General features: G+C 35.9%; 23 protein-coding genes and 4 pseudogenes. 12 read left to right on the top strand and 15 right to left on the bottom strand.

Going from position 1 to position 25,261, the window contains the following annotated elements:
- The first annotated feature begins 408 nt into the window (after positions 1-408).
- Together L0B53_RS03835 and L0B53_RS03830 are read left to right on the top strand one after the other, a co-directional pair.
- The gene (locus L0B53_RS03835) at positions 409-579 is read left to right on the top strand and encodes a helix-turn-helix domain-containing protein (protein WP_235059148.1); all 171 of its coding nucleotides are present in this window, start codon (positions 409-411) and stop codon (positions 577-579) included.
- A gap of 257 nt (positions 580-836) precedes the next feature.
- Positions 837-1,064 carry a hypothetical protein gene (locus tag L0B53_RS03830; RefSeq protein WP_235059147.1) on the top strand — a complete coding sequence of 76 codons (228 nt, stop codon included), beginning with the start codon at positions 837-839 and terminating at the stop codon, positions 1,062-1,064.
- Between the two features lie 45 nt (positions 1,065-1,109).
- On the opposite strand, the gene L0B53_RS03825 is transcribed toward L0B53_RS03830, so the two are convergent.
- Positions 1,110-2,072 (bottom strand): IS30 family transposase, encoded by a 963-nt coding sequence (locus tag L0B53_RS03825; RefSeq protein WP_235059146.1) that lies wholly within the window; start codon positions 2,070-2,072, stop codon positions 1,110-1,112.
- A gap of 107 nt (positions 2,073-2,179) precedes the next feature.
- Between L0B53_RS03825 and L0B53_RS03820 the strand changes: the two genes are divergently transcribed.
- On the top strand, positions 2,180-2,443 hold the full coding sequence (locus L0B53_RS03820) for a hypothetical protein (RefSeq protein ID WP_235059145.1): 264 nt from the start codon (positions 2,180-2,182) through the stop codon (positions 2,441-2,443).
- A gap of 725 nt (positions 2,444-3,168) precedes the next feature.
- Here the strand turns inward: L0B53_RS03820 and L0B53_RS03815 are convergent.
- The 3 genes from L0B53_RS03815 to L0B53_RS03805 form a co-directional block, all read right to left on the bottom strand.
- Positions 3,169-3,606: a DUF6789 family protein gene (locus L0B53_RS03815; protein WP_235059144.1), complete on the bottom strand. Its 438-nt coding sequence runs from the start codon at positions 3,604-3,606 to the stop codon at positions 3,169-3,171.
- Between the two features lie 659 nt (positions 3,607-4,265).
- Positions 4,266-4,958 carry a hypothetical protein gene (locus tag L0B53_RS03810; protein ID WP_235059143.1) on the bottom strand — a complete coding sequence of 231 codons (693 nt, stop codon included), beginning with the start codon at positions 4,956-4,958 and terminating at the stop codon, positions 4,266-4,268.
- Between the two features lie 520 nt (positions 4,959-5,478).
- Entirely contained in the window at positions 5,479-5,943 is a 465-nt protein-coding gene (locus L0B53_RS03805) for a DUF302 domain-containing protein (protein ID WP_235059142.1), read from the bottom strand.
- A gap of 717 nt (positions 5,944-6,660) precedes the next feature.
- Between L0B53_RS03805 and L0B53_RS03800 the strand changes: the two genes are divergently transcribed.
- The 4 genes and pseudogenes from L0B53_RS03800 (at position 6,661) to L0B53_RS03785 (ending at position 10,403) form a co-directional block, all read left to right on the top strand.
- On the top strand, positions 6,661-8,085 hold the full coding sequence (locus tag L0B53_RS03800; RefSeq protein WP_235059141.1) for an IS4 family transposase: 1,425 nt from the start codon (positions 6,661-6,663) through the stop codon (positions 8,083-8,085).
- A 3-nt stretch (positions 8,086-8,088) separates the two neighbouring features.
- Positions 8,089-8,235 (top strand): annotated as a pseudogene (locus tag L0B53_RS03795) (ISL3 family transposase); the annotation flags it as partial.
- A gap of 114 nt (positions 8,236-8,349) precedes the next feature.
- Positions 8,350-9,333 carry a transposase gene (locus L0B53_RS03790; RefSeq protein WP_235059140.1) on the top strand — a complete coding sequence of 328 codons (984 nt, stop codon included), beginning with the start codon at positions 8,350-8,352 and terminating at the stop codon, positions 9,331-9,333.
- Between the two features lie 35 nt (positions 9,334-9,368).
- A complete protein-coding gene (locus tag L0B53_RS03785; protein WP_235059139.1) occupies positions 9,369-10,403 on the top strand; it encodes an IS110 family transposase in 1,035 nt (344 codons plus the stop codon).
- 404 nt (positions 10,404-10,807) lie between these two features.
- Here L0B53_RS03785 and L0B53_RS19535 read toward each other — a convergent pair whose 3' ends face one another.
- From L0B53_RS19535 to L0B53_RS03755, 7 genes and pseudogenes are all read right to left on the bottom strand, one after another.
- On the bottom strand, positions 10,808-10,906 hold the full coding sequence (locus L0B53_RS19535; protein ID WP_409202778.1) for an IS630 transposase-related protein: 99 nt from the start codon (positions 10,904-10,906) through the stop codon (positions 10,808-10,810).
- 51 nt (positions 10,907-10,957) lie between these two features.
- Positions 10,958-11,713: a transposase gene (locus tag L0B53_RS03780; RefSeq protein ID WP_235059138.1), complete on the bottom strand. Its 756-nt coding sequence runs from the start codon at positions 11,711-11,713 to the stop codon at positions 10,958-10,960.
- A gap of 36 nt (positions 11,714-11,749) precedes the next feature.
- On the bottom strand, positions 11,750-12,127 hold the full coding sequence (locus L0B53_RS03775; protein WP_235059137.1) for a transposase family protein: 378 nt from the start codon (positions 12,125-12,127) through the stop codon (positions 11,750-11,752).
- Between the two features lie 297 nt (positions 12,128-12,424).
- The gene (locus L0B53_RS03770) at positions 12,425-13,228 is read right to left on the bottom strand and encodes a hypothetical protein (protein ID WP_235059136.1); all 804 of its coding nucleotides are present in this window, start codon (positions 13,226-13,228) and stop codon (positions 12,425-12,427) included.
- Between the two features lie 200 nt (positions 13,229-13,428).
- Positions 13,429-13,857, bottom strand: a complete 429-nt coding sequence (gene tnpA / locus L0B53_RS03765; protein WP_235059135.1) for an IS200/IS605 family transposase — start codon at positions 13,855-13,857, stop codon at positions 13,429-13,431.
- A 607-nt stretch (positions 13,858-14,464) separates the two neighbouring features.
- A pseudogene (locus tag L0B53_RS03760) lies at positions 14,465-14,840 on the bottom strand (transposase); the annotation flags it as partial.
- 17 nt (positions 14,841-14,857) lie between these two features.
- Positions 14,858-16,282 carry an IS4 family transposase gene (locus tag L0B53_RS03755; RefSeq protein WP_235059134.1) on the bottom strand — a complete coding sequence of 475 codons (1,425 nt, stop codon included), beginning with the start codon at positions 16,280-16,282 and terminating at the stop codon, positions 14,858-14,860.
- 211 nt (positions 16,283-16,493) lie between these two features.
- Here L0B53_RS03755 and L0B53_RS03750 point away from each other — a divergent pair, with 211 nt between their 5' ends.
- The 3 genes from L0B53_RS03750 (at position 16,494) to L0B53_RS03740 (ending at position 21,223) form a co-directional block, all read left to right on the top strand.
- Positions 16,494-17,690 carry a patatin-like phospholipase family protein gene (locus L0B53_RS03750; protein ID WP_235059133.1) on the top strand — a complete coding sequence of 399 codons (1,197 nt, stop codon included), beginning with the start codon at positions 16,494-16,496 and terminating at the stop codon, positions 17,688-17,690.
- Positions 17,691-18,824: 1,134 nt separating this feature from the next.
- Positions 18,825-19,436 (top strand): hypothetical protein, encoded by a 612-nt coding sequence (locus L0B53_RS03745; protein ID WP_235059132.1) that lies wholly within the window; start codon positions 18,825-18,827, stop codon positions 19,434-19,436.
- 362 nt (positions 19,437-19,798) lie between these two features.
- Positions 19,799-21,223, top strand: coding sequence for an IS4 family transposase (locus L0B53_RS03740; protein ID WP_235059131.1), 1,425 nt, complete (start codon positions 19,799-19,801; stop codon positions 21,221-21,223).
- A 55-nt stretch (positions 21,224-21,278) separates the two neighbouring features.
- Here the strand turns inward: L0B53_RS03740 and L0B53_RS03735 are convergent.
- Positions 21,279-21,581: pseudogene (locus L0B53_RS03735) on the bottom strand (transposase); the annotation flags it as partial.
- Between the two features lie 281 nt (positions 21,582-21,862).
- Here L0B53_RS03735 and L0B53_RS19355 point away from each other — a divergent pair.
- Positions 21,863-21,991: a helicase C-terminal domain-containing protein gene (locus L0B53_RS19355; RefSeq protein WP_260115525.1), complete on the top strand. Its 129-nt coding sequence runs from the start codon at positions 21,863-21,865 to the stop codon at positions 21,989-21,991.
- A 337-nt stretch (positions 21,992-22,328) separates the two neighbouring features.
- On the opposite strand, the gene L0B53_RS03730 is transcribed toward L0B53_RS19355, so the two are convergent.
- Entirely contained in the window at positions 22,329-22,916 is a 588-nt protein-coding gene (locus tag L0B53_RS03730) for a TetR/AcrR family transcriptional regulator (RefSeq protein WP_235059130.1), read from the bottom strand.
- A gap of 306 nt (positions 22,917-23,222) precedes the next feature.
- Here L0B53_RS03730 and L0B53_RS03725 point away from each other — a divergent pair, with 306 nt between their 5' ends.
- Positions 23,223-23,774: a carboxymuconolactone decarboxylase family protein gene (locus tag L0B53_RS03725; RefSeq protein WP_235059129.1), complete on the top strand. Its 552-nt coding sequence runs from the start codon at positions 23,223-23,225 to the stop codon at positions 23,772-23,774.
- Positions 23,775-23,838: 64 nt separating this feature from the next.
- Here L0B53_RS03725 and L0B53_RS03720 read toward each other — a convergent pair.
- Together L0B53_RS03720 and L0B53_RS03715 are read right to left on the bottom strand one after the other, a co-directional pair.
- Positions 23,839-24,298: pseudogene (locus tag L0B53_RS03720) on the bottom strand (hypothetical protein); the annotation flags it as partial.
- 448 nt (positions 24,299-24,746) lie between these two features.
- Positions 24,747-24,917 carry a hypothetical protein gene (locus L0B53_RS03715; RefSeq protein ID WP_235059128.1) on the bottom strand — a complete coding sequence of 57 codons (171 nt, stop codon included), beginning with the start codon at positions 24,915-24,917 and terminating at the stop codon, positions 24,747-24,749.
- Positions 24,918-25,261 lie beyond the last annotated feature (344 nt).

Genomic DNA, 25,261 nt, shown 5'->3' with positions numbered 1-25,261 from the left:
AAAATTGTCTTTAACACTCTATTTAATGTATTAAGCACACATTAATTTATTACTTTTGCCTCTTAAGACCACTTAAGAGGCTTTTTTATACCCCACTAAGTAGCCGTATGAAAGTTATCTTAATGTAACTTATTGATATTTAATAAGCGGCACCATGATAAAAATTCCCGAAAACTTTTTAATACCTACTTAACTTGAAGTTGCTGAGGTGTTGACTACGATCTTTAACTCAATCATATTGTATATGGTCTACTAATATTGGTGAGTTATTAAGCCACTTTTATTAATTGCATATATTTTTCATCCGGAGTCATGTACGTGAGACTGCTGTGACTCCATTTATAGTTATATACCACTGATCATTGAAGGTACTTGCTTTTTAGTTGTTTGAGGATCATGATAAATAAGATGAAAATAACCTTAACTTATGAAGAGAAGCAAGACCTCCTATACCAGCATGCCATTACGCGTGACGGTCGCGTTCGCGACCGTATTAAAGTTGTTATTCATGTAAGTAACAACTGGTCGGTAACTGAGATTGCAGATGCATTACGCATTCATGAGACAACGGTACGCTAACATATTAAAGACTTCTTATTAAGTAAGAAGCTAAAACCTAAAAATGGGGACTCATCAAGTCCTTAATTCATATAATAAGTGCAACACTCATAGTCAAGGTAAGAAGGTCAACTTCTGATTGTAGTATACATCTCATCGTCAAAATCAAAACAAGTACGACTATGAGTTATCAACAGTTGACCCAGAAACAAAGATACAAGATTTCTTTCCTAATTGCAGAAGGTTACTCCTAAAATAAAATTGCGATTAAGCTTGGAGTGAATCGCTCTACGATTCATCGAGAGATTAAAAGGAACAATGTTAATCAAGTATATAACCCAGACGTTGCCATCAAATTAACTCGTCAACGACAAGTTAATGCATATAAATATCAGATACCCAAAGAAACTATTTGGTTTGTTGAAATGGCACTATTGTGGAATTGGAGTCCTGAGCAGATTAGTCATATAGCAAAGTCATTAAACCTAAAAGTCAGTCATGAATGAATTTATCGTTACGCGGATTTCAGTCGCCAGTGCGACACCCGTTAATTATGCAACTAAACAAAGCTCATCGTAAACCTCATTTGGCGTTTTATATCCAAGGAGTTTCCGTGGCCTATTATTGAGTTTATTTTGGATAAGGCTGATTTGATCATCCGTTACTTTATCCAATGCCATTCCTTTGGGTAGATACTGACGTATCAAGCCATTATGGTTTTCATTTAGGCCTCGTTCCCATGAATGATAAGGGTGTGCAAAGTACGTATCAACCGCCAAAGCTTCCTTTATTTGTGCGTGATAAGCAAATTCTTTCCCATTATCAAACGTGATTGTCTTCAGCTGCTCTTTTTCTGACTGCAAAAGCTCAATGATCACCGCTGTGACTGCCTTCGCATGTTTTGACGATGCTCGGCCAATAAGCGTCTTTTTACTCACACGGTCGGCAAGTGTCACGAGGACGCCTTTATGTCCTTTTCCAATAACAGTATCCGCTTCCCAGTCACCTAAGCGGATTTTTTCATCAACAATGGAAGGCCTTTCATCAATTGACACTCGGCCTACAATTTGGCCTCTAGCCTCTGTTGAACCTGTCCGCTTCTTATAAGGCTTTCTATGGCGAAGGTGCTTATGTAGCTCACCGCCAGACGCTTTGTCTTTCTGTATAAACCGATAGATGGTTGTCGCGCATACCCTTTCAAGTCCTTCGGCCTTTAAGCGCCCTTGTATCTGCTCTGGGCTCCAATCCTTCTTAATATTGATAGAGAGCACCTCTTGTACATCGGCAGTCAATTTGATGCGTCTAGGTCTACCTTTATGCCGTAGTTTAGCTTTTTCATTGGCTTGATTTGGTCTATAGCCCCGAAGTCCAGTGTTACGTTTGATTTCTCGGGATACAACACTAGGGTGTCTATTGATTAAAGAGGCGATTTTACGGTGAGAAAGTTTGTCTGTTACGCCTTCATAAATCTGGTATCGTTCATCTTCGGTCAGTCGGGTATATGTCTTGGGCATAGAGAGCTCACATTGGTTTTAGTCGGCCGTGAGTTTCGCTCACTGACCATTAAAATTCAACATGTCGCACTGGCGACTGAAATCCGCGTTATGTTTTAAAAGATAAAATGCAAGGTGGAACTCTTTACCAACATTTAAGACAGGGTCATAAAAAATATCGTAAAGGAAAACAATCGATTAGAGGAAAGATACGCCACTGCGTATTTATTGATGAGTGTCCCAATTACATTAATGATAAGAGTCATCTTGGTGACTGGAAGGCATATTGGGTTTTAGGTAAACAAGAAACGGGAGCAATTGTCACTTTAGCTGAAAGAAAGAGCCGACTTTACCTTATAAAAAAAGTACCTAATAAGGAAGCAAAACAGTAAAGAGCGCTATTGTAAACATGCTTAAACCTTATAAGAATCATGTTAAATCAATTACTTTTGATAATAGGCTGGAGTTTTCAGTTCATTTAGATATCGCAGAGAAATTAGAGACTAAAACATACTTTGCGCACCCATACTCATCATGAGAAAGAGGGGTAAATGAAAATTTTAATGGATTACTTAGACAATATGTTCCTAAAGGAACAAATCTCAAGCAAGTTAAAGATGACTATCTTCAACTTGTACAAGACCGAATAAATAAACGACCAAGAAAGTGTTTAGGTTATAAACAGCCCCTGTTTATATTTGATCAATTAAAAGATACAGCTTAACGAGTGTTGCACTTCAGAGTTGAATTCGCCGTTTAAGCTATTGAAAATCTGCGGCTATTAGCTAGATTAAATATTAAAAAAACAACAGGTTAATTGATATTCAAACGACTAATTACAGCCAGAGTTGCAACTGCGCTTGTCTTTAAGTTATATTTAGTTCGATCAACTAAAGCTATTGAATTTAAAAAGTCCTTAATCAAGCTGAGTAATCGTTCAACATAGCGTCCAAAGCCTGTAACGTATTATACGTTACAGGCTGGTGTTTAAGTTTTTTACAATTCAATGATATCTTAAATAATAACATTATAGAAAAATTAAATAAAATGAAGTAGTTGGCTTAGTTATATTTTGGTCAATTTATATAGGTAGCTATGCCTAAATTTAGATAAACATTTATTTTTCATTTGGCTTAAATACTAAACCTAAAACAACCCCAAAAATTATATGTAATACGAGTGTCATTATAGGTGCACCAAGTCCAATATTTAGCCCAAAGAATCCTGCACCACTCATTGGCATTGGACCGATCATCATCAAAACCCAGGCAATAATACCTAAAGAAATACCTTTACTTACTTTATTTGCTGTTGGAAGAACATGGTAGAAAACAGCAAATGCTCCGCCCCATGCTACAGTTCCCACTCCAAAATGCATTATCCATCCTATAATCGGAGACTCAATGATACCCAGTTTCATTGATATCATAGTAGACATCATATGAATAGGATCTAACTCAGGCATAACACCCATCACTTTTTTAACCATCATTATGATAGTTAATGCTATTGTTGCTATAAAACCTGAATAAAATCCACGTAATAAATTCGACATATTACTTCCTCAGTTGATTGTTTATTGTTTATTGTTTATTGTTTATTGCTGAATTTTTATTGTTATGCTCCTTATTGTCGTTTTAAGTATAATTTAGTTATGCTTAATTATTAAATTATCTTTACGTTATCTTCTCTATAATTTATGGGCTACCAATTAATATCATCATAAGTAGGCACAAAAAAGTTTTCGGGAATTTTATCATGGAAGTGGCTATTGAATATCAATAACTTGCATTAAGCCAACTTTCACACAGCCACTTACAAGAAATAACCTACAGTATAGACTAGATCTATGTCTTATAAGCTCATCTATACAAATATCATTCTTATTAAGTGGACACTAAAAAGTTTTTAGGAATTTTTTAATGGTGGCATTCATTAAATATCAATAACTTACATAAAGATAACTTTCATACAAATACTTACTATTAAGCCAACACACCTATTTTTCTCTAGAGAAAAATTTAGTTTAAAATACTTTATTTTCTACCTTATCAAATGAAGAATACTAGTAGAGATCCCTACATTAGAACTAATAATCACATATCAAAAATTAGTCATGACTTACTCTCTATATATCCTTCTTACTTGAAGTAGCTAGGTTTTTGGCAGTATCCCATATCTAGCAAAGAAAGCACTATGATATTTCAAGCAGAATTAATTATAGTGCTGCTTATTCTTTATTATAGTAAGTAAGTAAGAAAACAAAGACTTATAATTAAGTTTAGAATATTCATTGACTAAACCAAAAGTTATTCCCCAGGCTAAATGGGCTAAATATACCGTAACAGGAAAAGCAATAGGTGCAAAATCTTGACCGAAGTAACCAGCTCCTAACATATCCATGACTGGGCTTAACATAAATGTTGTCCCAATAAATAGAGAATATATAGCAGAATATTTCCAATTCACTTTTCCAAATAATGCAATAAAAATAAATGAAAATGAAATACCATTCCAAAAGTGATCACTATTTCCTACTACATTAGACCATAAATCAGGTCCAATCATAAATTGATTTGTTAATTTAACACCCATTAAGGTAGGCATGTCACCAGGCATTGCATTATAATATTGAAAACCAACAATTCTAATAACTTCCATTGCAACGGTTCCAATAATACCAGCCAACATTGATATTAACATTGTATTCCGAATATTTTTATTTCCAGTTATTATTGATATAATAAAAATGGAAAACCAAATAATAACAGCAGGGACAATTGCATGAGTCCCTAACCAGCCAAAACTAACAAGACCAGTTGCTGATAATGTGAATGATAATGGTGATACTGAAGCAGCAACCAAAGCAACACCTATTAATAATATATAATTAGTATTAATTTTCATTGTAATAAAAACCTCATACGTGTCTAGGATTCAAGCATACTTTTATTGATAATTAACCAGTCGATTGTCTAGATTAAAAGCTGAAGTGTTTTTATTAAAAAATAAAAGCCATGATTTTTTATAAAAAGCAAACTAAGTGACTGTATATTAAACTAATAAATTTAAATACTCTCACCTTGCATAAATGACGAATTTAATCAAGTGATATAAATATATATTCATTATCAAATGTATATTTATAAATAATCGCTATAAAATCACTTATAACTATTTGAATCTTATTGAATGTCAATGATCAATTTAAATTGATCATTGACATAATTAAGTAGATAACAGAAAGATTGCGGGAGTATTTCGTTGTCGTTATAGTGAACTAAGTGGGCACTAAAAAGTTTTCGGGAATTTTATCATTATGATGCTCATCTAATATCAATAAGTTACATTAAGATAACTTTCACACGGCTACTTATCTATAACTTACATCGAAAAGTATCTACACAATTTCTAAGAATATTATATATTACTTAACGGCATCTGCTACAACTTTTGAAAGCTGAGATTCTAACATTGAACCTGCTTTTTGTAGCTTTGGCGAAATACTAGTCATCAATACTTCTGGATTAAACCAACCAATAGTTGTTTTTCCCTGCTCTTCCCATACATAAATACGTAATGGAATATTTGCGCCGGCTGCAGGTGCCATTTCTAATACTTTCTTACCCATTTTTGGACTACCTACTAAGAAGCTTTGAGCTCCTTCCATTTTAAGCCCTGACATAGACATTACTTTTTGTTGATTAATATTACCCATAACCATCAAGCCATTACTTGAAATACTTTCTTTTAAAGCTTGAGTTGTTTCAGTAAAGTTATGTGTTGATGAAACATGGTTAAATGTAGATACTTCAGCTGCAGATGTAACTGTACTAGCTAATAGTAAAGAGGTTAAAACTGTAGATAATAAAATTTTTTTTGACTTAAACATGATATACCTTATGATTTGAATTATTAAAACCAATTAATTTATTGGCAACATTTAAATGTTATATCTTTCCTTAAAAGAATATATTTAAATCAATTATAAAAAAAACTTAACAATCAAATATTGACTTAAAGTTAAGTGTTTAATTTTTTAAAATATCACTAAAAATCATATCGTTCCAATTTTTACTTTGTGATATCTTTACTTGGTTTATTTTCATATAAGTAGGCATTAAAACGTTTTGGGGAATATGATAATGATCTACCCCAGCAATTTTGAAAATCGTGTTAAGTGGCTGTGTGAAAGTTGGCTTAATGCAAATCATTGATATTCAACGGCCACTTCCATGATAAAATTCTCGAAAACTTTTTTGTGACTACTTAAGATGAGTACAATAATTAATGAGGTGAACAATGATAAACACGAAAAAACGTACTATTCCTACTCCTGAATTAAGGTTGAAGCACTCCAGCTAGCTAAAACTGATACCCTTCTAAGAGTCAAAATAAAATTGGCTCTTCGACGTTTCAAGTGGATTTGGGTTAAAATATGCATCTCCTAAATAGCCGCCAATATAAGGTCCAGTCACGTTGAATTCTTCTGATATTTTTATGCTCGGGTTAGGGCCTGACTCTTCTACACAAATATTTGCGGTAAAAAGGGAACGATATTAAGGAATTATGATCAGATCATTAGAACTCACTTTTTTATGGTCTTAATATGTCACTTTTTAACACTGAACAATGGGCGGCTAATCATTTTGCAAATACAGAGCTAGGTGATAAACGCAGAACTGATAGACTTAAACAAGTCGCTTCTCAGTTAGCGTCTGCGGCTGGCAAGTCTCTCGCACGGACGTGCGAGGGAGATGAATCTAAATTAGAAGGAGCTTATCGCTTGATCCGGAATGAAAATGTCAGCGCGTCCGTCATTAGAGCCAATGGGTTTAATTGTACCGCTCAATTGGCCGCCGATGTCCCAGAAATACTGGCTCTAGAAGACACAACATCATTAAGCTATCGACACAGTGTTGCTCCTCAATTGGGCAAGCTCGGTAAGGAAACAGACACCTCTCGTGGTTGGTGGGTTCATTCTGTGATGTTGCTTGATAGTTCGACTTCAAAGACCTTGGGGTTAATACATCAAGACTGGTGGTGCCGACCAAATGACCCAAATGATGCTGACGAAAAAGAAAGTGGTAAATGGGCAGACGCTTCTCATTTTACTCGGCAGAGACTTAAAACTCATATGTCACGTGTTATATCCGTCTGTGACAGAGAAGCAGACATAATGAGCTATCTCGCTGATAAACAATCACATGCCGAACGTTTTGTGGTTAGAGCTAAGCACTCAAGAAAACTCATTGATGAGAGCAAGCTATTTGCGCATATGGACAGTCAACCAATGACTGGCGGATATACCGTGGCTATACCTCAAAAAGGGATGAAAGATGCTCGCGGTAAGACGAAAAACAGAGTATCTCGCACAGCAAATTTAACGCTAAAAGCCAGCTCTGTCACCGTTAAGTTTAATGGGCAAGAGCACATTCTTAATGCGGTATATGCACAAGAGTCAGGAACGACACAAGAAAACGAGAAGCTCTCTTGGTTACTTTTGACGAGTGAGCCGATAGATACGCTAGAGCAACAGCTCCATATTATTGATATTTATACAACTCGATGGCGTATTGAGGACTTTCATAAAGCCTGGAAAACAGGTGCTGGTGTAGAAAGATTACGCATGACCTCCCCCGATAATTTAGAGCGAGCAGCCTCAATCCTAGCGTTTGTGGGCATTCGGTTGCTCCAACTTCGAGAAATTATGACTCTATCTTTGTACCTGCGAAAAAAAGGGAAGAGAGAAGAGGCTGAAGAACTAGAGAAGCAGAGTTGCCACCATGTATTAGAAAAAGATGAGTGGCGCATTTTAATGCAACACTACAAGCCCAGAGGACACAAAGGAAAAAATGCCCCGAGCTTGAAGTGGGCGTATCAATCCATAGCAAAACTTGGTGGTTTCACAGATACTAAAAGGACAGGAATGGCAAGTTGGACAACGATTTGGGAGGGTTGGGATAAGCTGCAATCGCAAGTTCAAGGCTACCGATTGGCCAAGGCGATCTTTGAAGCGGAAGGATCGCTATGAGATCTGATCAAGAGACAGCGAATGGAAGGTCTGAATAGTTTATTTCAAGCAGCGAGGTCAAGGGCACGCGGCTATAGAAATACAGCCACGTTCATCACTATGATCTATATGATAGCGAGCCCCGCCGCTGAAATATTGAAATCCACTTGAAACGTCGAAGAGCCATAAAATTTGAGTACTATTGATGAATTCATTTCTATTTTTAAGTAACTGATGTTACGCAGTAGACTAAACTTTCACTTCTAAAATGGTTAAGATAGAACCATGAATAAAAATAAACAAATATTTGAGCTGTATATTGATTATCTTGTCACTTCATTCAGCTATACGACAGCAACGGGTCTATCAAATCTTTTAGATGGTGATATTAGTCACGACCAAGTCACACGTTTTCTCTCGCATAAACAGTTTAGTTCGGCTGACTTATGGCAAAATGTGAAGAAAGACGTACGTGATATAGAAGCTGATGACGGTGTGTTAATTTTCGATGACACTGTTCAAGCGAAACCTTACTCCAGTGAAAATGACCTGATTAACTGGCACTTTGACCATACCGTTGGTCGCTCAGTTAAAGGTATCAATTTATTAAATTGTATTTATCATGCTAATGATGTCAGTATTCCTGTCGCTTTTAAGTTAATAACAAAACCTATTCAATATAGTGATATTTCAACGAGAAAGATAAAAAGAAAAAGTGAAACAACAAAGAATGATGATCTGATCACCCTACTTAAAGCATGCCAACAAAACCAATTAAAATGGCGCTATGTCTTGGCTGATAGCTGGTTTTCCTCCATCGGTAATATGAAGTTTATCAACGATAAGATAAAGAAATATTTTTTACTTGCGTTAAAAAGTAATCGGTTAATCGCACTTAGCAAAGAAGATAAATTAGAAGGACGCTTTCAACGTATTGATTCATTAGATTGGTCAGACTCCCCGATCCTTGGTTGGGTAAAAGGAATGGATATACCCATTATTTTGCATCGACAAATTTTTAAAAACAAAGATGGAAGTGAAGGGATATTATATTTGATCAGTAATGATATTGAACTAGATAAAGAGTCGATGGAAGCAATCTATCAGAAACGATGGAAAGTTGAAGTATTTCATAAGAATATCAAATCGAATACAGGCCTTGCTAAATCTCCCGCTAAGAAAGAGAGAACTCAAAGTAATCACATTTTCATGTCATTGCTAGCAACCAATGGCATGGACACATCCTCACCCTATAATCTCCTAAACTGATAATGTTAAGTTTAACTATATAGGTGAGGTTCATTATGAAAACTATCATTCGTGTTGGTGTTGATATTGCGAAAAATTCATTTCATATATATGCAGTAGATCAAGATGAAAATAAAGCATGGAAAGGAAAGTATTCACGCTCAAAGTGGTTGAATGAAATAGTTAAGCGAGTGCCTAAAAATGCTATTATCGGCATTGAAGCTTGTGGCTCTGCTCATTATTGGTCAAGAGAGTTACAGTGCTTAGGCTATACAGTTAAGCTAATTGCTCCACAATTTGTAAAGCCTTATGTGAAAACAAATAAAAATGATATGGCAGATGCTGAAGCCATTTGCGAGGCGATAAGCCGACCAAATATGAGATTTGTTTCGACAAAAACTGTTGAGCAACAAGATATCCAAGCAATGCACCGCCTTCGCGAAGATCTAGTGACTCAACGAACAGCAAAGGCGAACCAAATAAGAGGCCTTACTGCAGAATATGGCATTGTTGCTCCAACTGGAATAAAAAAGCTCAGAGAATCTATATCATGGTGGCTTGAAGACGCTGAAAATAATTTAACACCACTATTTCGAGAAGTACTACAGATGCAATATGACGAACTTAAAGGATTAGATGAGCATCTGGAACTGGTATCATCTATGATCACAGCTAGTTTAAAAGGCAACAAAAATGCTGAGCGACTTATGGAGATAACTGGTATCGGTCCTCTAATTTGTAGTGCCTTATTAATTGACTTAGGGAATGGAAGCAGTTTTAAAAAAGGTCGTGATTTTGCCGCATCATTGGGCTTAGTTCCTAAGCAGCATAGTACTGGAGGCAAAGAGCGGTTATTAGGAATTAGTAAAAGAGGTAATGGCTATCTAAGAAAGTTACTGGTACATGGTGCAAGATCTGCTTTCCGTCATGTCAAAAATAAGACTGACCCTTTAAGCTTATGGATTAAAAAATTAAGTAGCAGAAAGCATTCTAATATAGCAATTGTCGCTTTGGCGAATAAAATTGCGAGGATATCTTGGGCACTAGTATCTAAGGAAGATAAGTACAACCCTTCCTTAGCCGCGGGGTAATATGAAAGAAATTGCTGTATTTCAGAGTTTAATTCGAGAACAATAAAAATTGCAAAAGTAATATTGATGGTTAATTGGTAAAACCAACGTTAGCAAAACCCTTATTTGGCGTAGAGAATAAACTCGTGCAACCGACTGGGAGTTAACGTGCGGAAATCGCCATTATGGTTCGATGTGTTATTATTGAATTCACATCATTAATGAAACCGGATACACGTAGGCAGTTATACCTAATTAAACAAAAATTTTACTTGCAAAAGAGGATGTGTCCATACACGCCAAATTGGAAGGGTTAAGTGTTAAAAAAGGCTTAACGACATTTGGGTTAAAAACGAGCTTTATATAAAAGCTCAAAAAGAAGCACTTAAGGCTTTGCGAGAGATAGACATGTTAACTGCGTAACATCAGTAAGTAATATAAAGGCGCTTAAGCGCGTAGTGCATAGCCGACTGACTCACATTAAATCGCTTAGCTCTTTCCCATTGGTAGCTGTCAGGATGCATTTTAATATCAGCACGTAGAGCATCGTCATTAATTTTAGGCTCTTCGACGTTTCAAGTGGATTTCAATATTTCAGCGGCGGGGCTCGCTGCTTGAAATAAACTATTCAGACCCTCTATTCGTGCATTCGTATAGGTCGAAGTCCAGCGTTGAAGTATTCTCTCTGAATGCTTTTCTAACGTTGCTAGCGCTTTTCTTACTGGCTCTAAAGCATCTGAGCTCCCTATTTCGTCAAGTGTAAACTTGATGAAATTAGTCAGGCGCCAACGAGCGGTTTGAGCCGTTGGCGCTTCTCTTATCCAACGTAATTTTTCTTTTACTCGCCAAGCTTTCGCTGTCTCAAGCTCATACTGCTCTAGGTCAGCTTGCTTATCTGTCATCGGACTCTCAGCAGTCTTTAACACTGCCCAACGAAGCGCCTTCGGCATGTCATTGTGCTTTCTTTCCTCTTTCCGAACCTCATCAACGGCTCGGGTAAATAACTGTACAACATGGAACCAATCAACGGTGACATTCGCTTTCGGAAATTCATCTTTGACACCGCTTAAAAAAGACGGAGACATGTCACACACGACTTCAAGGACTTGCTCTGAATTTGCTCCGTGCTTTTCAATAAAGGTGGTAAACTCAGTGACAGTTTTCTTGCCTTTTCCTGGTATAGCAAAGACAACAGGGAGGGTTTTACGCGCCATATCAATGAAAACAGTGACGTAATTATGTCCACGCTTTGACGCTGTCTCATCAAATCCAAAGGCATGGAGAGACGACAGGTCAAGTCGTGATAAAGCTTGCTCGACGTAATATTCCACCACTCGCCAAAGCCGCTTATCCGTCACTTCCATAAACTAAGCGGCAGCGTTAACGGGCATCTCTCTTACGAGTGTTAAGGCCACTTCTTCGAACAACAAAGTAAAGCCACTACCCGGCCTTGCCCAAGGCACTTCAATGCGCCTTACCCCGTGATTTTTGCAGTGAACTCTAGGTATCTTCGCAGTGATATAGCAATGGTGCTGAAAAAAGTTGAGATGACGCCATGTTTTCTCTTTGAAATCATGTGCTGGGCAAGCGATACCGCATTCTGGACACGAGTAAAGTACTCCACGTTCAGCCCCAACTTGTAGATGAAGCTCATAAGGAGAGTGTTCTGTATTAAGAGATTGGTCGATAAGTTTCCACGGAGCTTGTAGCCCTAACCCGAGCATAAAAATATCAGAAGAATTCAACGTGACTGGACCTTACATTGGCGGCTATTTAGGAGATGCATATTTTAACCCAAATCCACTTGAAACGTCGAAGAGCCTAATTTTAATGGCGGGACGATTTTTATGAATTAAGGGTTCTATCTCTTTTTCCCAGCGAAATAAAGTTCGAATAGAGATATTGAACCGTTCACTAGTTTGCTGGAAAGTAAGAGAGTTTTTGTCTTTGAAGGCCAATACATGTTGGCGAAAATCTTTGGAATATGTCATAACATCATTATGACACATTATGGTGATTTAGCTATATAGGTCATTACCGCTTTATTTACCAAATAAGCTTGGAGCCATAATGATAATAAGTATCTGATATTGCCAATTATGATATTCCATTTTACTCGGTGTACTTATGTTATAATATGCGTTTGCTGTAAACTTTACGGGAAGCTTTCCATTTACCTTAATAAACTTACCTAACCCAAACCCGATAGGAATATACCAGTCCTCCCCTTCTTTTTTAGTTAGAAAAGGAGCCATATTAATAGACATACCATTAACCCAATTATAAGCTGCCATAAACTGCATATTTTGAGTATTATTACCTTCTGACTTCAAAGCCCAGCTATATTGGTAAGAAACCATTCCAATGAATTTTTTTGTTTTAGCGAAAGCAACACTAGACAAACCTATAGCCCCACCATTTTTATCATCTACATAGTCAAAATTTGATGTATCAAAAGTAATATTTGGACCAAATCCTGTAGATAATTTTAATCCATTGGAAAATACAAAGTCTTTTGCATTACTAAAATACCCTGTATATGTAATATCGTTTAAAGAAGTTTCATTTTTAAGACCATTATTATTATAAGTTAATGTATCAACTGGCAATTTCAGCTTATTAATTAAATTTATTTCATCTGTTACAGGATATGGTGCAACTATATTTAATTGAAATTCATTTATATCAGGCTGTTCATTTTCAGCTGGTAAATACATGTTATCAATGATAATTTTAGTTGCAAATGCAACTGGATTACTTGCCTTTATAGACTCAGATCTTAAATCACCAGCATATGCTCGTGTTAAGAAATTTATCATGATGATTATAATATATAATATTTTCATTTTATACCTTTTAATTCTCATTACTTATCATTCAAATTTTTAGTTATTTAATTAATCAATTTAAATAACATAGTAAACCTATTAAGTTGCTGCGTTAAAGTTATCTCGACATATGCCATTGAAATTAACTTAACAACCACCTAAGGTGGGTTAGTATTACGGACTGAAAGTCCCGGATACCGGTCAAAGACCGGTTTTCTTTACCCCTCAGTTTTAAAATTATCTTCTGGACTAGGCTCAAAATGGTGCTCTAAATATTCTTTTATCATGTCTTCTGTTACATCTCCCGATGTAACGCAGAAATACCCTCGAGCCCAAAAATGACGTCCCCAGTACCTTTTCTTTAAATCGGGAAATGATTCAAATATCTTGCTGGAACTTCTACCTTTTATCCTTCGCATTATTTCACTTGGTGCCATATTGGGAGGAGCTGATATCAGAAGGTGTACATGATCTTTACTTACAACACCTTTTAATATTTCGATTTCAAAAGCATGGCATGTTTGCCGTATTATCTCTCTAATTCGAAGCGCAACATCTCCTCTTAATACAGCATACCTGTACTTAGTTACAAAGACGAAATGATATTGAATTTTAAAGACTGTATGACTGCCATATCTATAATCCATTTAGATTCTCCAGTGGCTGGGAAGACTAAAAGAATATCATAGCTAAAGCTAACCGACTAAAGTCGGTGGTTTTAACCTTAAAGGGGACTAATAAATACTGCTATAATTAAATTTTAGACCTTCATGCCATATGGTAAAATAAAATCTTTATCTATATATACACATTCAATATTGATAATCAATCATCTTGGGAAATATAATAAATAGTTTCATAAAAAAAACATTTACATCAATATTAAAAAAAACTTTCATTATAAATTAAATACTATAATCTTAGAAGAATCGATAAACTTGGTATAGACAAATATATTAACTTACTTCTTGATCAACCTCATAGCGATCCCAGAGCGGGTATATGGGCTTCCCTTTTATTGCAACAGTTGAATCGTAAAAAAGATTGATTGCTAAAGTATATTCGGCTTTTCATCTTTATATTGATATTAGCCATAATGAGCAATTCGCATCACTGGTCCTAGTTGATCGCTCGAGCTATTAGCTCATCCCACCCTTCAGGTTCTCCAGTGATCGATCCTATCTATTTTAATCATCAACCGGTATGCAATTCGATGTTGTAGCTAAATTAATTTATTATTTTAACTTGTTTTTTCTAAGCAGGCTGGTATTCCTGTTGTTTTGTTAATAATGCCCAGGCTATACGTGCATTTTTATTGGCTAATGCCACTGTCACAACATTGTGATGGTGCGTTTCACTTAAGTTCTGCACCCATTGACTGATCTTATCTTTTTTGTCTTTAGCACTATTTACCACAGCTCTGGCGCCATGTATAAAAAGAGTTCTTAAGTAGCACTCACCAGCTTTACTAATGCCAAGTAAAAGTTCTCGTCCTCCGCTGCTGTGCTGCTGTGCTGCTGTGCTGACGTGGCGTAAGCCCCAACCAAGCTGATAAGTTACGACCATTTTTAAATTGACTACCATCACCTATTGCTGCAATAAGTGCTGTCGCTGTTAATGGCCCAATACCTGTCTCTTGATCAGATCTCATAGCGATCCTTCCGCTTCAAAGATCGCCTTGGCCACTCGGTAGCCTTGAACTTGCGATTGCAGCTTATCCCAACCCTCCCAAATCATTGTCCAACTTGCCATTCCTGTCCTTTTAGTATCTGTGAAACCACCAAGTTTTGCTATGGATTGATACGCCCACTTCAAGCTCGGGGCATTTTTTCCTTTGTGTCCTCTGGGCTTGTAGTGTTGCATTAAAATGCGCCACTCATCTTTTTCTAATACATGGTGGCAACTCTGCTTCTCTAGTTCTTCAGCCTCTTCTCTCTTCCCTTTTTTTCGCAGGTACAAAGATAGAGTCATAATTTCTCGAAGTTGGAGCAACCGAATGCCCACAAACGCTAGGATTGAGGCTGCTCGCTCTAAATTATCGGGGGAGGTCATGCGTAATCTTTCTACACCAGCACCTGTTTTCCAGGCTTTATGAAAGTCTTCAATACGCCATCGAGTTGTATAAATATCAATAATATGGAGCTGTTGCTCTAGCGTATCTATCGGCTCACTCGTCAAAAGTAACCAAGAGAGCTTCTCGTTTTCTTGTGTCGTTCCTGACTCTTGTGCATATACCGCATTAAGAATGTGCTCTTGCCCATTAAACTTAACGGTGACAGAGCTGGCTTTTAGCGTTAAATTTGCTGTGCGAGATACTCTGTTTTTCGTCTTACCGCGAGCATCTTTCATCCCTTTTTGAGGTATAGCCACGGTATATCCGCCAGTCATTGGTTGACTGTCCATATGCGCAAATAGCTTGCTCTCATCAATGAGTTTTCTTGAGTGCTTAGCTCTAACCACAAAACGTTCGGCATGTGATTGTTTATCAGCGAGATAGCTCATTATGTCTGCTTCTCTGTCACAGACGGATATAACACGTGACATATGAGTTTTAAGCCTCTGCCGAGTAAAATGAGAAGCGTCTGCCCATTTACCACTTTCTTTTTCGTCAGCATCATTTGGGTCATTTGGTCGGCACCACCAGTCTTGATGTATTAACCCCAAGGTCTTTGAAGTCGAACTATCAAGCAACATCACAGAATGAACCCACCAACCACGAGAGGTATCTGTTTCCTTACCGAGCTTGCCCAATTGAGGAGCAACACTGTGTAGATAGCTTAATGATGTTGTGTCTTCTAGAGCCAGTATTTCTGGGACATCGGCGGTCAATTGAGCGGTACAATTAAACCCATTGGCTCTAATGACGGACGCGCTGACATTTTCATTCCGGATCAAGCGATAAGCTCCTTCTAATTTAGATTCATCTCCCTCGCACGTCCGTGCGAGAGACTTGCCAGCCGCAGACGCTAACTGAGAAGCGACTTGTTTTAGTCTATCAGTTCTGCGTTTATCACCTAGCTCTGTATTTGCAAAATGATTAGCCGCCCATTGTTCAGTGTTAAAAAGTGACATATTAAGACCATAAAAAAGTGAGTTCTAATGATCTGATCATAATTCCTTAATATCGTTCCCTTTTTACCGCAAATATTTGTCTAGAAGAGTCAGCCCTGCAAGGGTTCTAAGGAAAATTCCACTTCTGATCTAATTCTCAGATTAAGTAGTAATTTAATTTAGTATTTTTACATATTTTTTACTATCCTGAATAGTATTTATGGAGAAAAATATGAAATTATACCTTTTAGTATTCTTACTGCTAATTAGTGCATGTTCAACAGACATATCAAAATTTGAACAAGTCAATGAAAGTAATTATGAAAAAGTATTTATTAATAATAATCATAAAGATAGCAATATAACTGAACCATACCGTTTCTGGGGTGATTCAGCACCATTGAATATTGAGACAATTATTAAAAATAAAGAAACGAATAATGAACTTAATATTTTATTACTATCTGGAGGAGGCCAAAATGGAGCCTATGGTATTGGAGTTTTAAATGGTTTATACGATAGGAATGCTTTACCTAATTATACTATAGTTACAGGTATAAGTGCTGGTGCTCTTATTGCTCCATTCGCTTTCATTGGTGATAAAGACTCTTTAACTCAGGCAAAAAAAGCTATTTTATCTTTGAATGATAAAGAAAACTTAAATAAAAAAAGTATTTTTTGGCCATTAACCTCTGATTCGTATACAGTAGGTGATAAGTTTTTTAAAAAAATACAAGAGACATATGATGATGAAATAATATTAAAAATTAGTAATGAATATACTAAAGGTCGTCGCTTATTCATTGGTACTACTCACTTTCAATCAAGTCGATTAATGGTTTGGAATATTGGTCTTATTGCATCAAGTAATTTACCTAATAAGCGTTCATTAATTCATTCAATATTAGCTGCTAGTTCTTCTATTCCAGGCTTTTTTCCACCTCAAGAATTCACTGTTTATGATAAGAATGGGAAAAAGTTTTCAGAAATGCATTTTGATGGTGGACTATCAGCACAATTATTCTTTAATCCAAATAGTAATAGCCAGGATATAATTTCAAAGTTATCATTAACAGATAAAAAGCAAAATATGTATATTATACGAAACGGTTATATTAAGCCAAAATTCAAAAAAATAAAATCAAATATAATTCCAATTGCAAGTCACAGTCTTGATAGTTTGATTTTCGCTCAAACAAGAGGCGATTTATATCGAGAACAATATATTAGTCAATGTTCTCACTTAAAAAATCACTTAACATATATCGACAATAATTTTAACGACTTACCTCAGCCTGATAAATTTTTCGATAATGATTATATGAATAAACTTTATGAATTTGGTTATCAGAAAGCAAAAAATAATAAATTATGGGATGTTTTTTTTGATGGTTCTAAAAGTGGACCATGTATTAGAGAAAAAAACTAGCTTATTAATTGAATAATTAATATATTAATCATCCTAATTACAAGTGACTTTCAGTAGTGTCAATAATCTCTTAGGTATCGGTGGGCACACCGATACTTTCTTAATTAAAAATTCTAACAATTAATTCATTTTAAATTGGTTGTGAAACCTAAAAAACTCCTTCAAATATCGAAGAGTATGCTTATTTCTTATTCCTGTCATGATTCCATGATAAGTACCTCGAATTGATTTTTTGCATTACTTATCATCGTATCAACTCAATTCAATATTAGGGCATGATTTTCAAGCTTATTCCTAAATTTAGATATAACATCGTAATAAATATTATTACTAATTATTTTATGAAACGCAGGGAAATCATCAAGTATAACAAGTATTTTAAATAACGGAGTGAAAGTCAGCTTGATTTAAGTCATTGATATTAGATGAAAGATATCATGGAGAATTCCCAAAAACTTTTTGATGGCTAATTAGATCTAAGATTTGTTTTAATCTACTTTGATACTTATTATTTCTTAAAACTATTGATCAAACTAAATCTCATATAAATATGATTGCCCCCATCATTTAAAGATATCACTACAATGAAAGGACACATACCTACTGCATCTCTTATTATTTCACCTGCTTTTACCACCTAAATAAGTATCCAAAATCATTTAAATGTCGTTTCAATAAGCAGAAATGCAGTTTTTGCTTTGTGTAATCAGGATATTTTTTAACAATAAAATTGACTATATTTTTTGGATATGGAAATCAATACTCTTTTCATAAAGTTAATGCTACTTTATATTTTTATGAAAAAGCTCTATTCCTCACCTCTTCATTCCATACCTAAATCAATATCAAAAGATCATTTAGTTATCAAAACTAAGCACCTCTTATATTCCATTTAATTAAGTAGGTACTAAAAAGTTTTCAGAAATATTATCAAGGTAGCATTCATTCAATATCAATAAGTTACATTAAGATAACCACACATGGCTACTTAATTTATTATTTAGGATTCATTCAAAATTAAATACATTTTATTTACTAAATAAGACTTACTTAATTGACATATTCACCCATAACATTCAAAGTATTCATTACCTTTTTAACACTAAACAAATAATTGATTGAAAAAGTAATCGTATGGGTAGAAATAATAAAGTCGTTAACAATACTTATATCACTGGAAAAACAATGCTACATTTAAATCATGATCATGTACGTAAAGTTTTTAAACCCAGTGTTAATGCTGAAAAAAGATATAAATGTGAAAAAGAAGCATTATCTCGCTTAGAGGAGGCCCCTTTTATTCCCAATATGATTCACTCTATTAATTTCGGTATGACCCTCTATATAAAACGAATAAATGGCGCCTGTCCGAACAATTTAACGAGTCGAGACCTTGTTAGAGTACGAAATATCTTACGACAAGTGAGAAAATGTGGAGTGGCAAGGCACTCAACTCCAATTAGAGATCTAATAAAAAATGAAGATGGATTATTTATGGTCGATTTTGAAAGAGTGACTATTTTACGATGGTGGAATGCGCCTTATTGGATGATTGTCTCATTATTTTCTCACTACCACCTTTTACGGTTAGTCCATGAACATCAACCTCAACTACTTTCGCAAGCAAACAACATAAGACTTAATCGTATTGAAACATTTAGATTGAAATTAAATTGGTTGATTCAAAAGAAAAAACAAGTTAGTAGATTTAAGAAGCAATGCATAAATAATTGGCAATCATCTTAATATATTTACATTTTCTCAACTGACTTTATAGTTCTCAAATCTGATATACCTAAATTAATTAGATTTGCTAAGTAGCTGTGTAAAAGTTATCTTAATGTAACTTATTGATATTGAATGAGCACCACTATGATAAAATTCCCGAAAACTTTTTAGTGTCCACTTAGTAGACGGTAAACGAATAAAACCTTATGAGTATAGATATACTTTATGATTGGGGTGAAAGAGTGTGGCCTGTATTTGTTGACAGTTACAGACCGACACCCTAGGGCCTGACTCTTCTAGACAAATATTTGCGGTAAAAAGGGAACGATATTAAGGAATTATGATCAGATCATTAGAACTCACTTTTTTATGGTCTTAATATGTCACTTTTTAACACTGAACAATGGGCGGCTAATCATTTTGCAAATACAGAGCTAGGTGATAAACGCAGAACTGATAGACTTAAACAAGTCGCTTCTCAGTTAGCGTCTGCGGCTGGCAAGTCTCTCGCACGGACGTGCGAGGGAGATGAATCTAAATTAGAAGGAGCTTATCGCTTGATCCGGAATGAAAATGTCAGCGCGTCCGTCATTAGAGCCAATGGGTTTAATTGTACCGCTCAATTGGCCGCCGATGTCCCAGAAATACTGGCTCTAGAAGACACAACATCATTAAGCTATCGACACAGTGTTGCTCCTCAATTGGGCAAGCTCGGTAAGGAAACAGATACCTCTCGTGGTTGGTGGGTTCATTCTGTGATGTTGCTTGATAGTTCGACTTCAAAGACCTTGGGGTTAATACATCAAGACTGGTGGTGCCGACCAAATGACCCAAATGATGCTGACGAAAAAGAAAGTGGTAAATGGGCAGACGCTTCTCATTTTACTCGGCAGAGACTTAAAACTCATATGTCACGTGTTATATCCGTCTGTGACAGAGAAGCAGACATAATGAGCTATCTCGCTGATAAACAATCACATGCCGAACGTTTTGTGGTTAGAGCTAAGCACTCAAGAAAACTCATTGATGAGAGCAAGCTATTTGCGCATATGGACAGTCAACCAATGACTGGCGGATATACCGTGGCTATACCTCAAAAAGGGATGAAAGATGCTCGCGGTAAGACGAAAAACAGAGTCTCTCGCACAGCAAATTTAACGCTAAAAGCCAGCTCTGTCACCGTTAAGTTTAATGGGCAAGAGCACATTCTTAATGCGGTATATGCACAAGAGTCAGGAACGACACAAGAAAACGAGAAGCTCTCTTGGTTACTTTTGACGAGTGAGCCGATAGATACGCTAGAGCAACAGCTCCATATTATTGATATTTATACAACTCGATGGCGTATTGAGGACTTTCATAAAGCCTGGAAAACAGGTGCTGGTGTAGAAAGATTACGCATGACCTCCCCCGATAATTTAGAGCGAGCAGCCTCAATCCTAGCGTTTGTGGGCATTCGGTTGCTCCAACTTCGAGAAATTATGACTCTATCTTTGTACCTGCGAAAAAAAGGGAAGAGAGAAGAGGCTGAAGAACTAGAGAAGCAGAGTTGCCACCATGTATTAGAAAAAGATGAGTGGCGCATTTTAATGCAACACTACAAGCCCAGAGGACACAAAGGAAAAAATGCCCCGAGCTTGAAGTGGGCGTATCAATCCATAGCAAAACTTGGTGGTTTCACAGATACTAAAAGGACAGGAATGGCAAGTTGGACAACGATTTGGGAGGGTTGGGATAAGCTGCAATCGCAAGTTCAAGGCTACCGAGTGGCCAAAGCGATCTTTGAAGCGGAAGGATCGCTATGAGATCTGATCAAGAGACAGCCCTAGGGCATGTTGATCTTTGTTTTTCACATTTTATTTAACAATACATCAGCAACCACATTAACATGAATGCCAGTGATATCATGCTGGCATAGTTTCTTTCTAATTTATAATATTTAATTTTTAATTTTTGCAAAAGCGTTTTCTACTAAATGACGGTGATCCCCTACGCTCTTGGACAAAACGGCGAAAAGGTTGATTATTGTACCCTTTATCACAAATGATTGTATTCACTTCTTCTAGTTGATAGAGTAAAATTTTTACATGGAAAATATCATTTCTTTGCCTTCTGATAAATCAAAGCAAATGGGTAAGCGCCTCTATCTACTGCCAAGTGGATAGTTTCCTCTACAACTTTTTCTAATCTGCTCACGCTATGACCGGTGTGTTACGCAGTTCTCCAATAAAAATATCATTGTTAAAAGTCATAAATCACTGCTTTGTGGACTTTCATCACTATCAGAAGTTTTAGATTTCTAAAACAATATGTGAAAAATGTTATTATAACAAAACTACTATTTGTTATAATAACACACCACTGGCAAACGTAGTCTAGGAAAATATTACTACCAATGGTCGCAAGCCGTTCTTTAATTAACACTGCCAATAACGCCTCGAGCATTGACACAATCTGTCGGTCGATTAATTCGCAGTAAAGAAGATAAAGGCATCATTGTGATATTGGATAACCAATTAATCCAAAAAGGTTACGGTAAACAAAATAAAAAACTTGCCACCATTTCATGTTAAGAACAACTATCCACAGTAAACATCCTTCTTAACAGAGGTTTTTAGTTCTGTTAGGCGGGATTTCGTCAATTTTTGTAAGCCATAATTAAATCATAACTTAATTAATGGGCTTGCTGATGATTAAACCTCGTTGAACTCCTGTTACGCCTGTTCTATGCTTTTGTACAGATTTTATCTGATGACAAAACCGACAAACCATATCTATTTGAGTCATATGTATTATCATTCTCAATAAAAGATTATTTTAACATGGAGTCAATTGGTTAGCATTATGACCTAAAATAGTTTGTGTTTATATATCACTCTCTTCGCATAAATTCAATTCGATCTATTAAAATTAGGCGAACGGATGATAGCGAAATATGTCATCAATTTTCGCGTTAAGTAGTATCTTGTCACCATTCAATTTAGCGAAAGTACGTAACCCTGCTATTTGGATTTGCATATGGCTTGCCAGTTCTGAAGAATCGCGCTTGATATTAACTAAACCTAGCGTTTGAGCTTCTTTGATAAGCGCCACAAGGTATTGAGAAATCTCACCTAGATGCGCTTTAGCCACATCAATCAATTCTTGGTTTTCTTGAGTTAACTCACTGATTGTTTTTGTGAGCATACACACACCGTTAGGTGCATCGGTTTGGGTATCAATAACCTGAGCTTTAACAAACGTCCTTAAAACTGCTATAGGGTCATCAAATTCATTTCTCAAAGATTCGATTTGCGTGAGCGTCATATCCGTATAGTTACGAAGTGCCTCTTTAAACAACTCTTCTTTACTGCCAAAAGCAGAATAAATACTACCTGGTCTCATGTCGATCTCATCTTGCAAATTGCGCATTGAGGTCGCATGAAAGCCTTTTTTCCAGAACAAGTCGGTTGCTTTGTCTACCACAGCTTGTCGGTCAAATTTTATGTTCTTAGCCATAATAAGATCTTTTATAATTAAATATGAACACTCGTGAAATTATAAACTCATGACTTTAAATGGTAAAGATTAATTTGATTCCCACCCATTTAGAACAGTCAACACCAAGTAATACAAGATTTTTATTACTTTATAATCATAGATTTATCAACTAATCTCACACGATTATGAACGACCGTTCAAATTGTCACTTGAACGGTCGTTCAACTATAGGTATAGTTCACTCCACCGGTAGGTCACATGGCCTTCAAACGGGTAAAACGTACTTACCCCTTATTTCATAAAATATTAATTGGAGTTATCAATATGAGCAAATTTACCTTCCACACAGTAGAAACCGCACCAACCAAAAGTAAGCCAATACTAGAAGGCGCAGTGAAACAAATGGGGGCAGTACCTGGCCTGTACGCTGTAATGTCTGAGTCTCCAGAAATATTAACGGCGTATCAGCAACTACACCAACAATTTGTAAAAAGCTCATTTGATGCTGAAGAACTCACCGTAGTTTGGCAAACTATCAATGTTGAGCATGAATGTACTTTCTGTGTACCAGCACATACGGCAATTGCACATTCAATGAAGGTTGATCCTGAACTAACTGAAGCACTGCGTAGCGAAGATGTGATGCCAACTTCGAAACTTCAAGCACTGCATGACTTCACATTAGCTATGGTGCGTGAGCGCGGTAACGTTTCTGACGAGCAAATGGATGCATTTTTTGCAGCAGGTTACGGTCAACAGCAAGTGCTTGAAGTTATTCTCGGCCTTGCTCAAAAAGTGATCAGTAATTACACTAACCATGTAGGCAAGACTCCAGCTGGTCCAATGTTTGAGCAATTTGCATGGACTAAAAAATAATCAAACTATTCTAATAATATTCAAATAACATTGAGCGGGCTATAAGCATAGGTATCTACACAAATTAACCAAAATATAAAAAAGCCAATTGTAGCATTCTATTTAACTCTTCTATTGAGTAAGTATTTAAGACCTCAATGAACTATAAAAAAACTCAAAGATCCGCTAGTAACGCAGAATGCGTAGCTGGCTTTGAATGCTTTATTGAACGACCGCTCAATTTAATTAAAAATGCCTTATTTAATGGCTTCAGTTGATTGGTTTGAATATAATTTAAACCATAATTCTATATTCCAACGGTAACTGTACCACGTGGCGATTTCAGTGACATCAACATCCAATACATTTGATAGTAAATACCACCTTGCCAATTCTTTAACCCATTCATCCGTAATTAAACTCATGACCAAACGGCACTCTGATGACAACTTTTCTTATTTTCGCTGTAAACCTACAGTTGTTTCACCTACCCGAAGTTAACCCTCTACTCCCTTGATAAACACGACCTCTTTTATATCTGGAGTTTTTTTAGTAAACATTAAAAAGTTACTGAGAATTTCATCATGATGGTCTTTAATAAATATCAATAGCTTATACCAATATAACATCCACTAAGCTACTTATTATTTGAAACTTTTTTACAGAACCTATAAAAGAAATATTAATTATTTAATTTAAAATATAGAGAATCAACAACTGCTTTTGTTAGAAATTTCGTATTGACTAGGTCATTGTGGATTAAGCACATTGCGTAATCTGAAGGTTTATTTAACCCAGGTGTCTTGCACCATAGCGATATTGCCATATTATCATCAATATACCCTGTATTCTTTAATAACGTATACTTCCCATTTGACAAGTTATAAAGTTTAATCAAACTACCACTCATAATATTATCCATATTATTCATCCATCTGCTGTATAAGTTTGATTTACTCACCAACATTTCGCAAATTAATATTCTTATCATAACTATGCTTTGGTTAAAATAGAAACACAAGTCCCTTCTTTTTTAAGCATGTTACCCTCTTTATCAGCAATCCAGCGTGGAACTGATTGACCAATAAATTTATCAATATCAGGCGTGTCTAGATAATCGAATACGCCAACATCACCATCATTTAATTCCACGGTTATATCCATATCACCCCTTCCTGTTTTTCATTTCATCGAACAGTTAGTGTTAACATTAACTTAACTCAATAATTATAGACTATTTACTCTATATTTTGTTATTTCACACGAAAATGGTTTCCACTTTGAGACATGAAAGCCTATAAAACTTTTATATTTTAAATAGTTTTGTAATATCTTTTTTTATACTCCTAAGTGGACACTAAAAAGTTTTCGGGAATTTTATCATAGTGGTGCTCATTCAATATCAATAAGTTACATTAAGATAACTTTTACACGGCTACTTAATAGGCTTAGTAGATATCTAAAAGTTTACTCGACGTAAGTCACTGATTTAAATGATCACCGCCATT

The organism is Vibrio sp. SS-MA-C1-2, assembly GCF_021513135.1.
Classification (GTDB): Bacteria; Pseudomonadota; Gammaproteobacteria; order Enterobacterales; family Vibrionaceae.
This window is presented reverse-complemented; position numbering and strand designations above follow the sequence as displayed.

Coding starts and splice junctions, on each gene's coding strand:
- L0B53_RS03835 (WP_235059148.1), top strand. CDS start 409: ATGAAAATAACCTTAACTTATGAAGAGAAGCAAGACCTCCTATACCAG.
- L0B53_RS03825 (WP_235059146.1), bottom strand. CDS start 2,072: ATGCCCAAGACATATACCCGACTGACCGAAGATGAACGATACCAGATT.
- L0B53_RS03820 (WP_235059145.1), top strand. CDS start 2,180: ATGCAAGGTGGAACTCTTTACCAACATTTAAGACAGGGTCATAAAAAA.
- L0B53_RS03815 (WP_235059144.1), bottom strand. CDS start 3,606: ATGTCGAATTTATTACGTGGATTTTATTCAGGTTTTATAGCAACAATA.
- L0B53_RS03810 (WP_235059143.1), bottom strand. CDS start 4,958: ATGAAAATTAATACTAATTATATATTATTAATAGGTGTTGCTTTGGTT.
- L0B53_RS03805 (WP_235059142.1), bottom strand. CDS start 5,943: ATGTTTAAGTCAAAAAAAATTTTATTATCTACAGTTTTAACCTCTTTA.
- L0B53_RS03800 (WP_235059141.1), top strand. CDS start 6,661: ATGTCACTTTTTAACACTGAACAATGGGCGGCTAATCATTTTGCAAAT.
- L0B53_RS03790 (WP_235059140.1), top strand. CDS start 8,350: ATGAATAAAAATAAACAAATATTTGAGCTGTATATTGATTATCTTGTC.
- L0B53_RS03785 (WP_235059139.1), top strand. CDS start 9,369: ATGAAAACTATCATTCGTGTTGGTGTTGATATTGCGAAAAATTCATTT.
- L0B53_RS19535 (WP_409202778.1), bottom strand. CDS start 10,906: ATGCATCCTGACAGCTACCAATGGGAAAGAGCTAAGCGATTTAATGTG.
- L0B53_RS03770 (WP_235059136.1), bottom strand. CDS start 13,228: ATGAAAATATTATATATTATAATCATCATGATAAATTTCTTAACACGA.
- tnpA (WP_235059135.1), bottom strand. CDS start 13,857: ATGGATTATAGATATGGCAGTCATACAGTCTTTAAAATTCAATATCAT.
- L0B53_RS03755 (WP_235059134.1), bottom strand. CDS start 16,282: ATGTCACTTTTTAACACTGAACAATGGGCGGCTAATCATTTTGCAAAT.
- L0B53_RS03750 (WP_235059133.1), top strand. CDS start 16,494: ATGAAATTATACCTTTTAGTATTCTTACTGCTAATTAGTGCATGTTCA.
- L0B53_RS03745 (WP_235059132.1), top strand. CDS start 18,825: ATGGGTAGAAATAATAAAGTCGTTAACAATACTTATATCACTGGAAAA.
- L0B53_RS03740 (WP_235059131.1), top strand. CDS start 19,799: ATGTCACTTTTTAACACTGAACAATGGGCGGCTAATCATTTTGCAAAT.
- L0B53_RS03730 (WP_235059130.1), bottom strand. CDS start 22,916: ATGGCTAAGAACATAAAATTTGACCGACAAGCTGTGGTAGACAAAGCA.
- L0B53_RS03725 (WP_235059129.1), top strand. CDS start 23,223: ATGAGCAAATTTACCTTCCACACAGTAGAAACCGCACCAACCAAAAGT.
- L0B53_RS03715 (WP_235059128.1), bottom strand. CDS start 24,917: ATGGATATAACCGTGGAATTAAATGATGGTGATGTTGGCGTATTCGAT.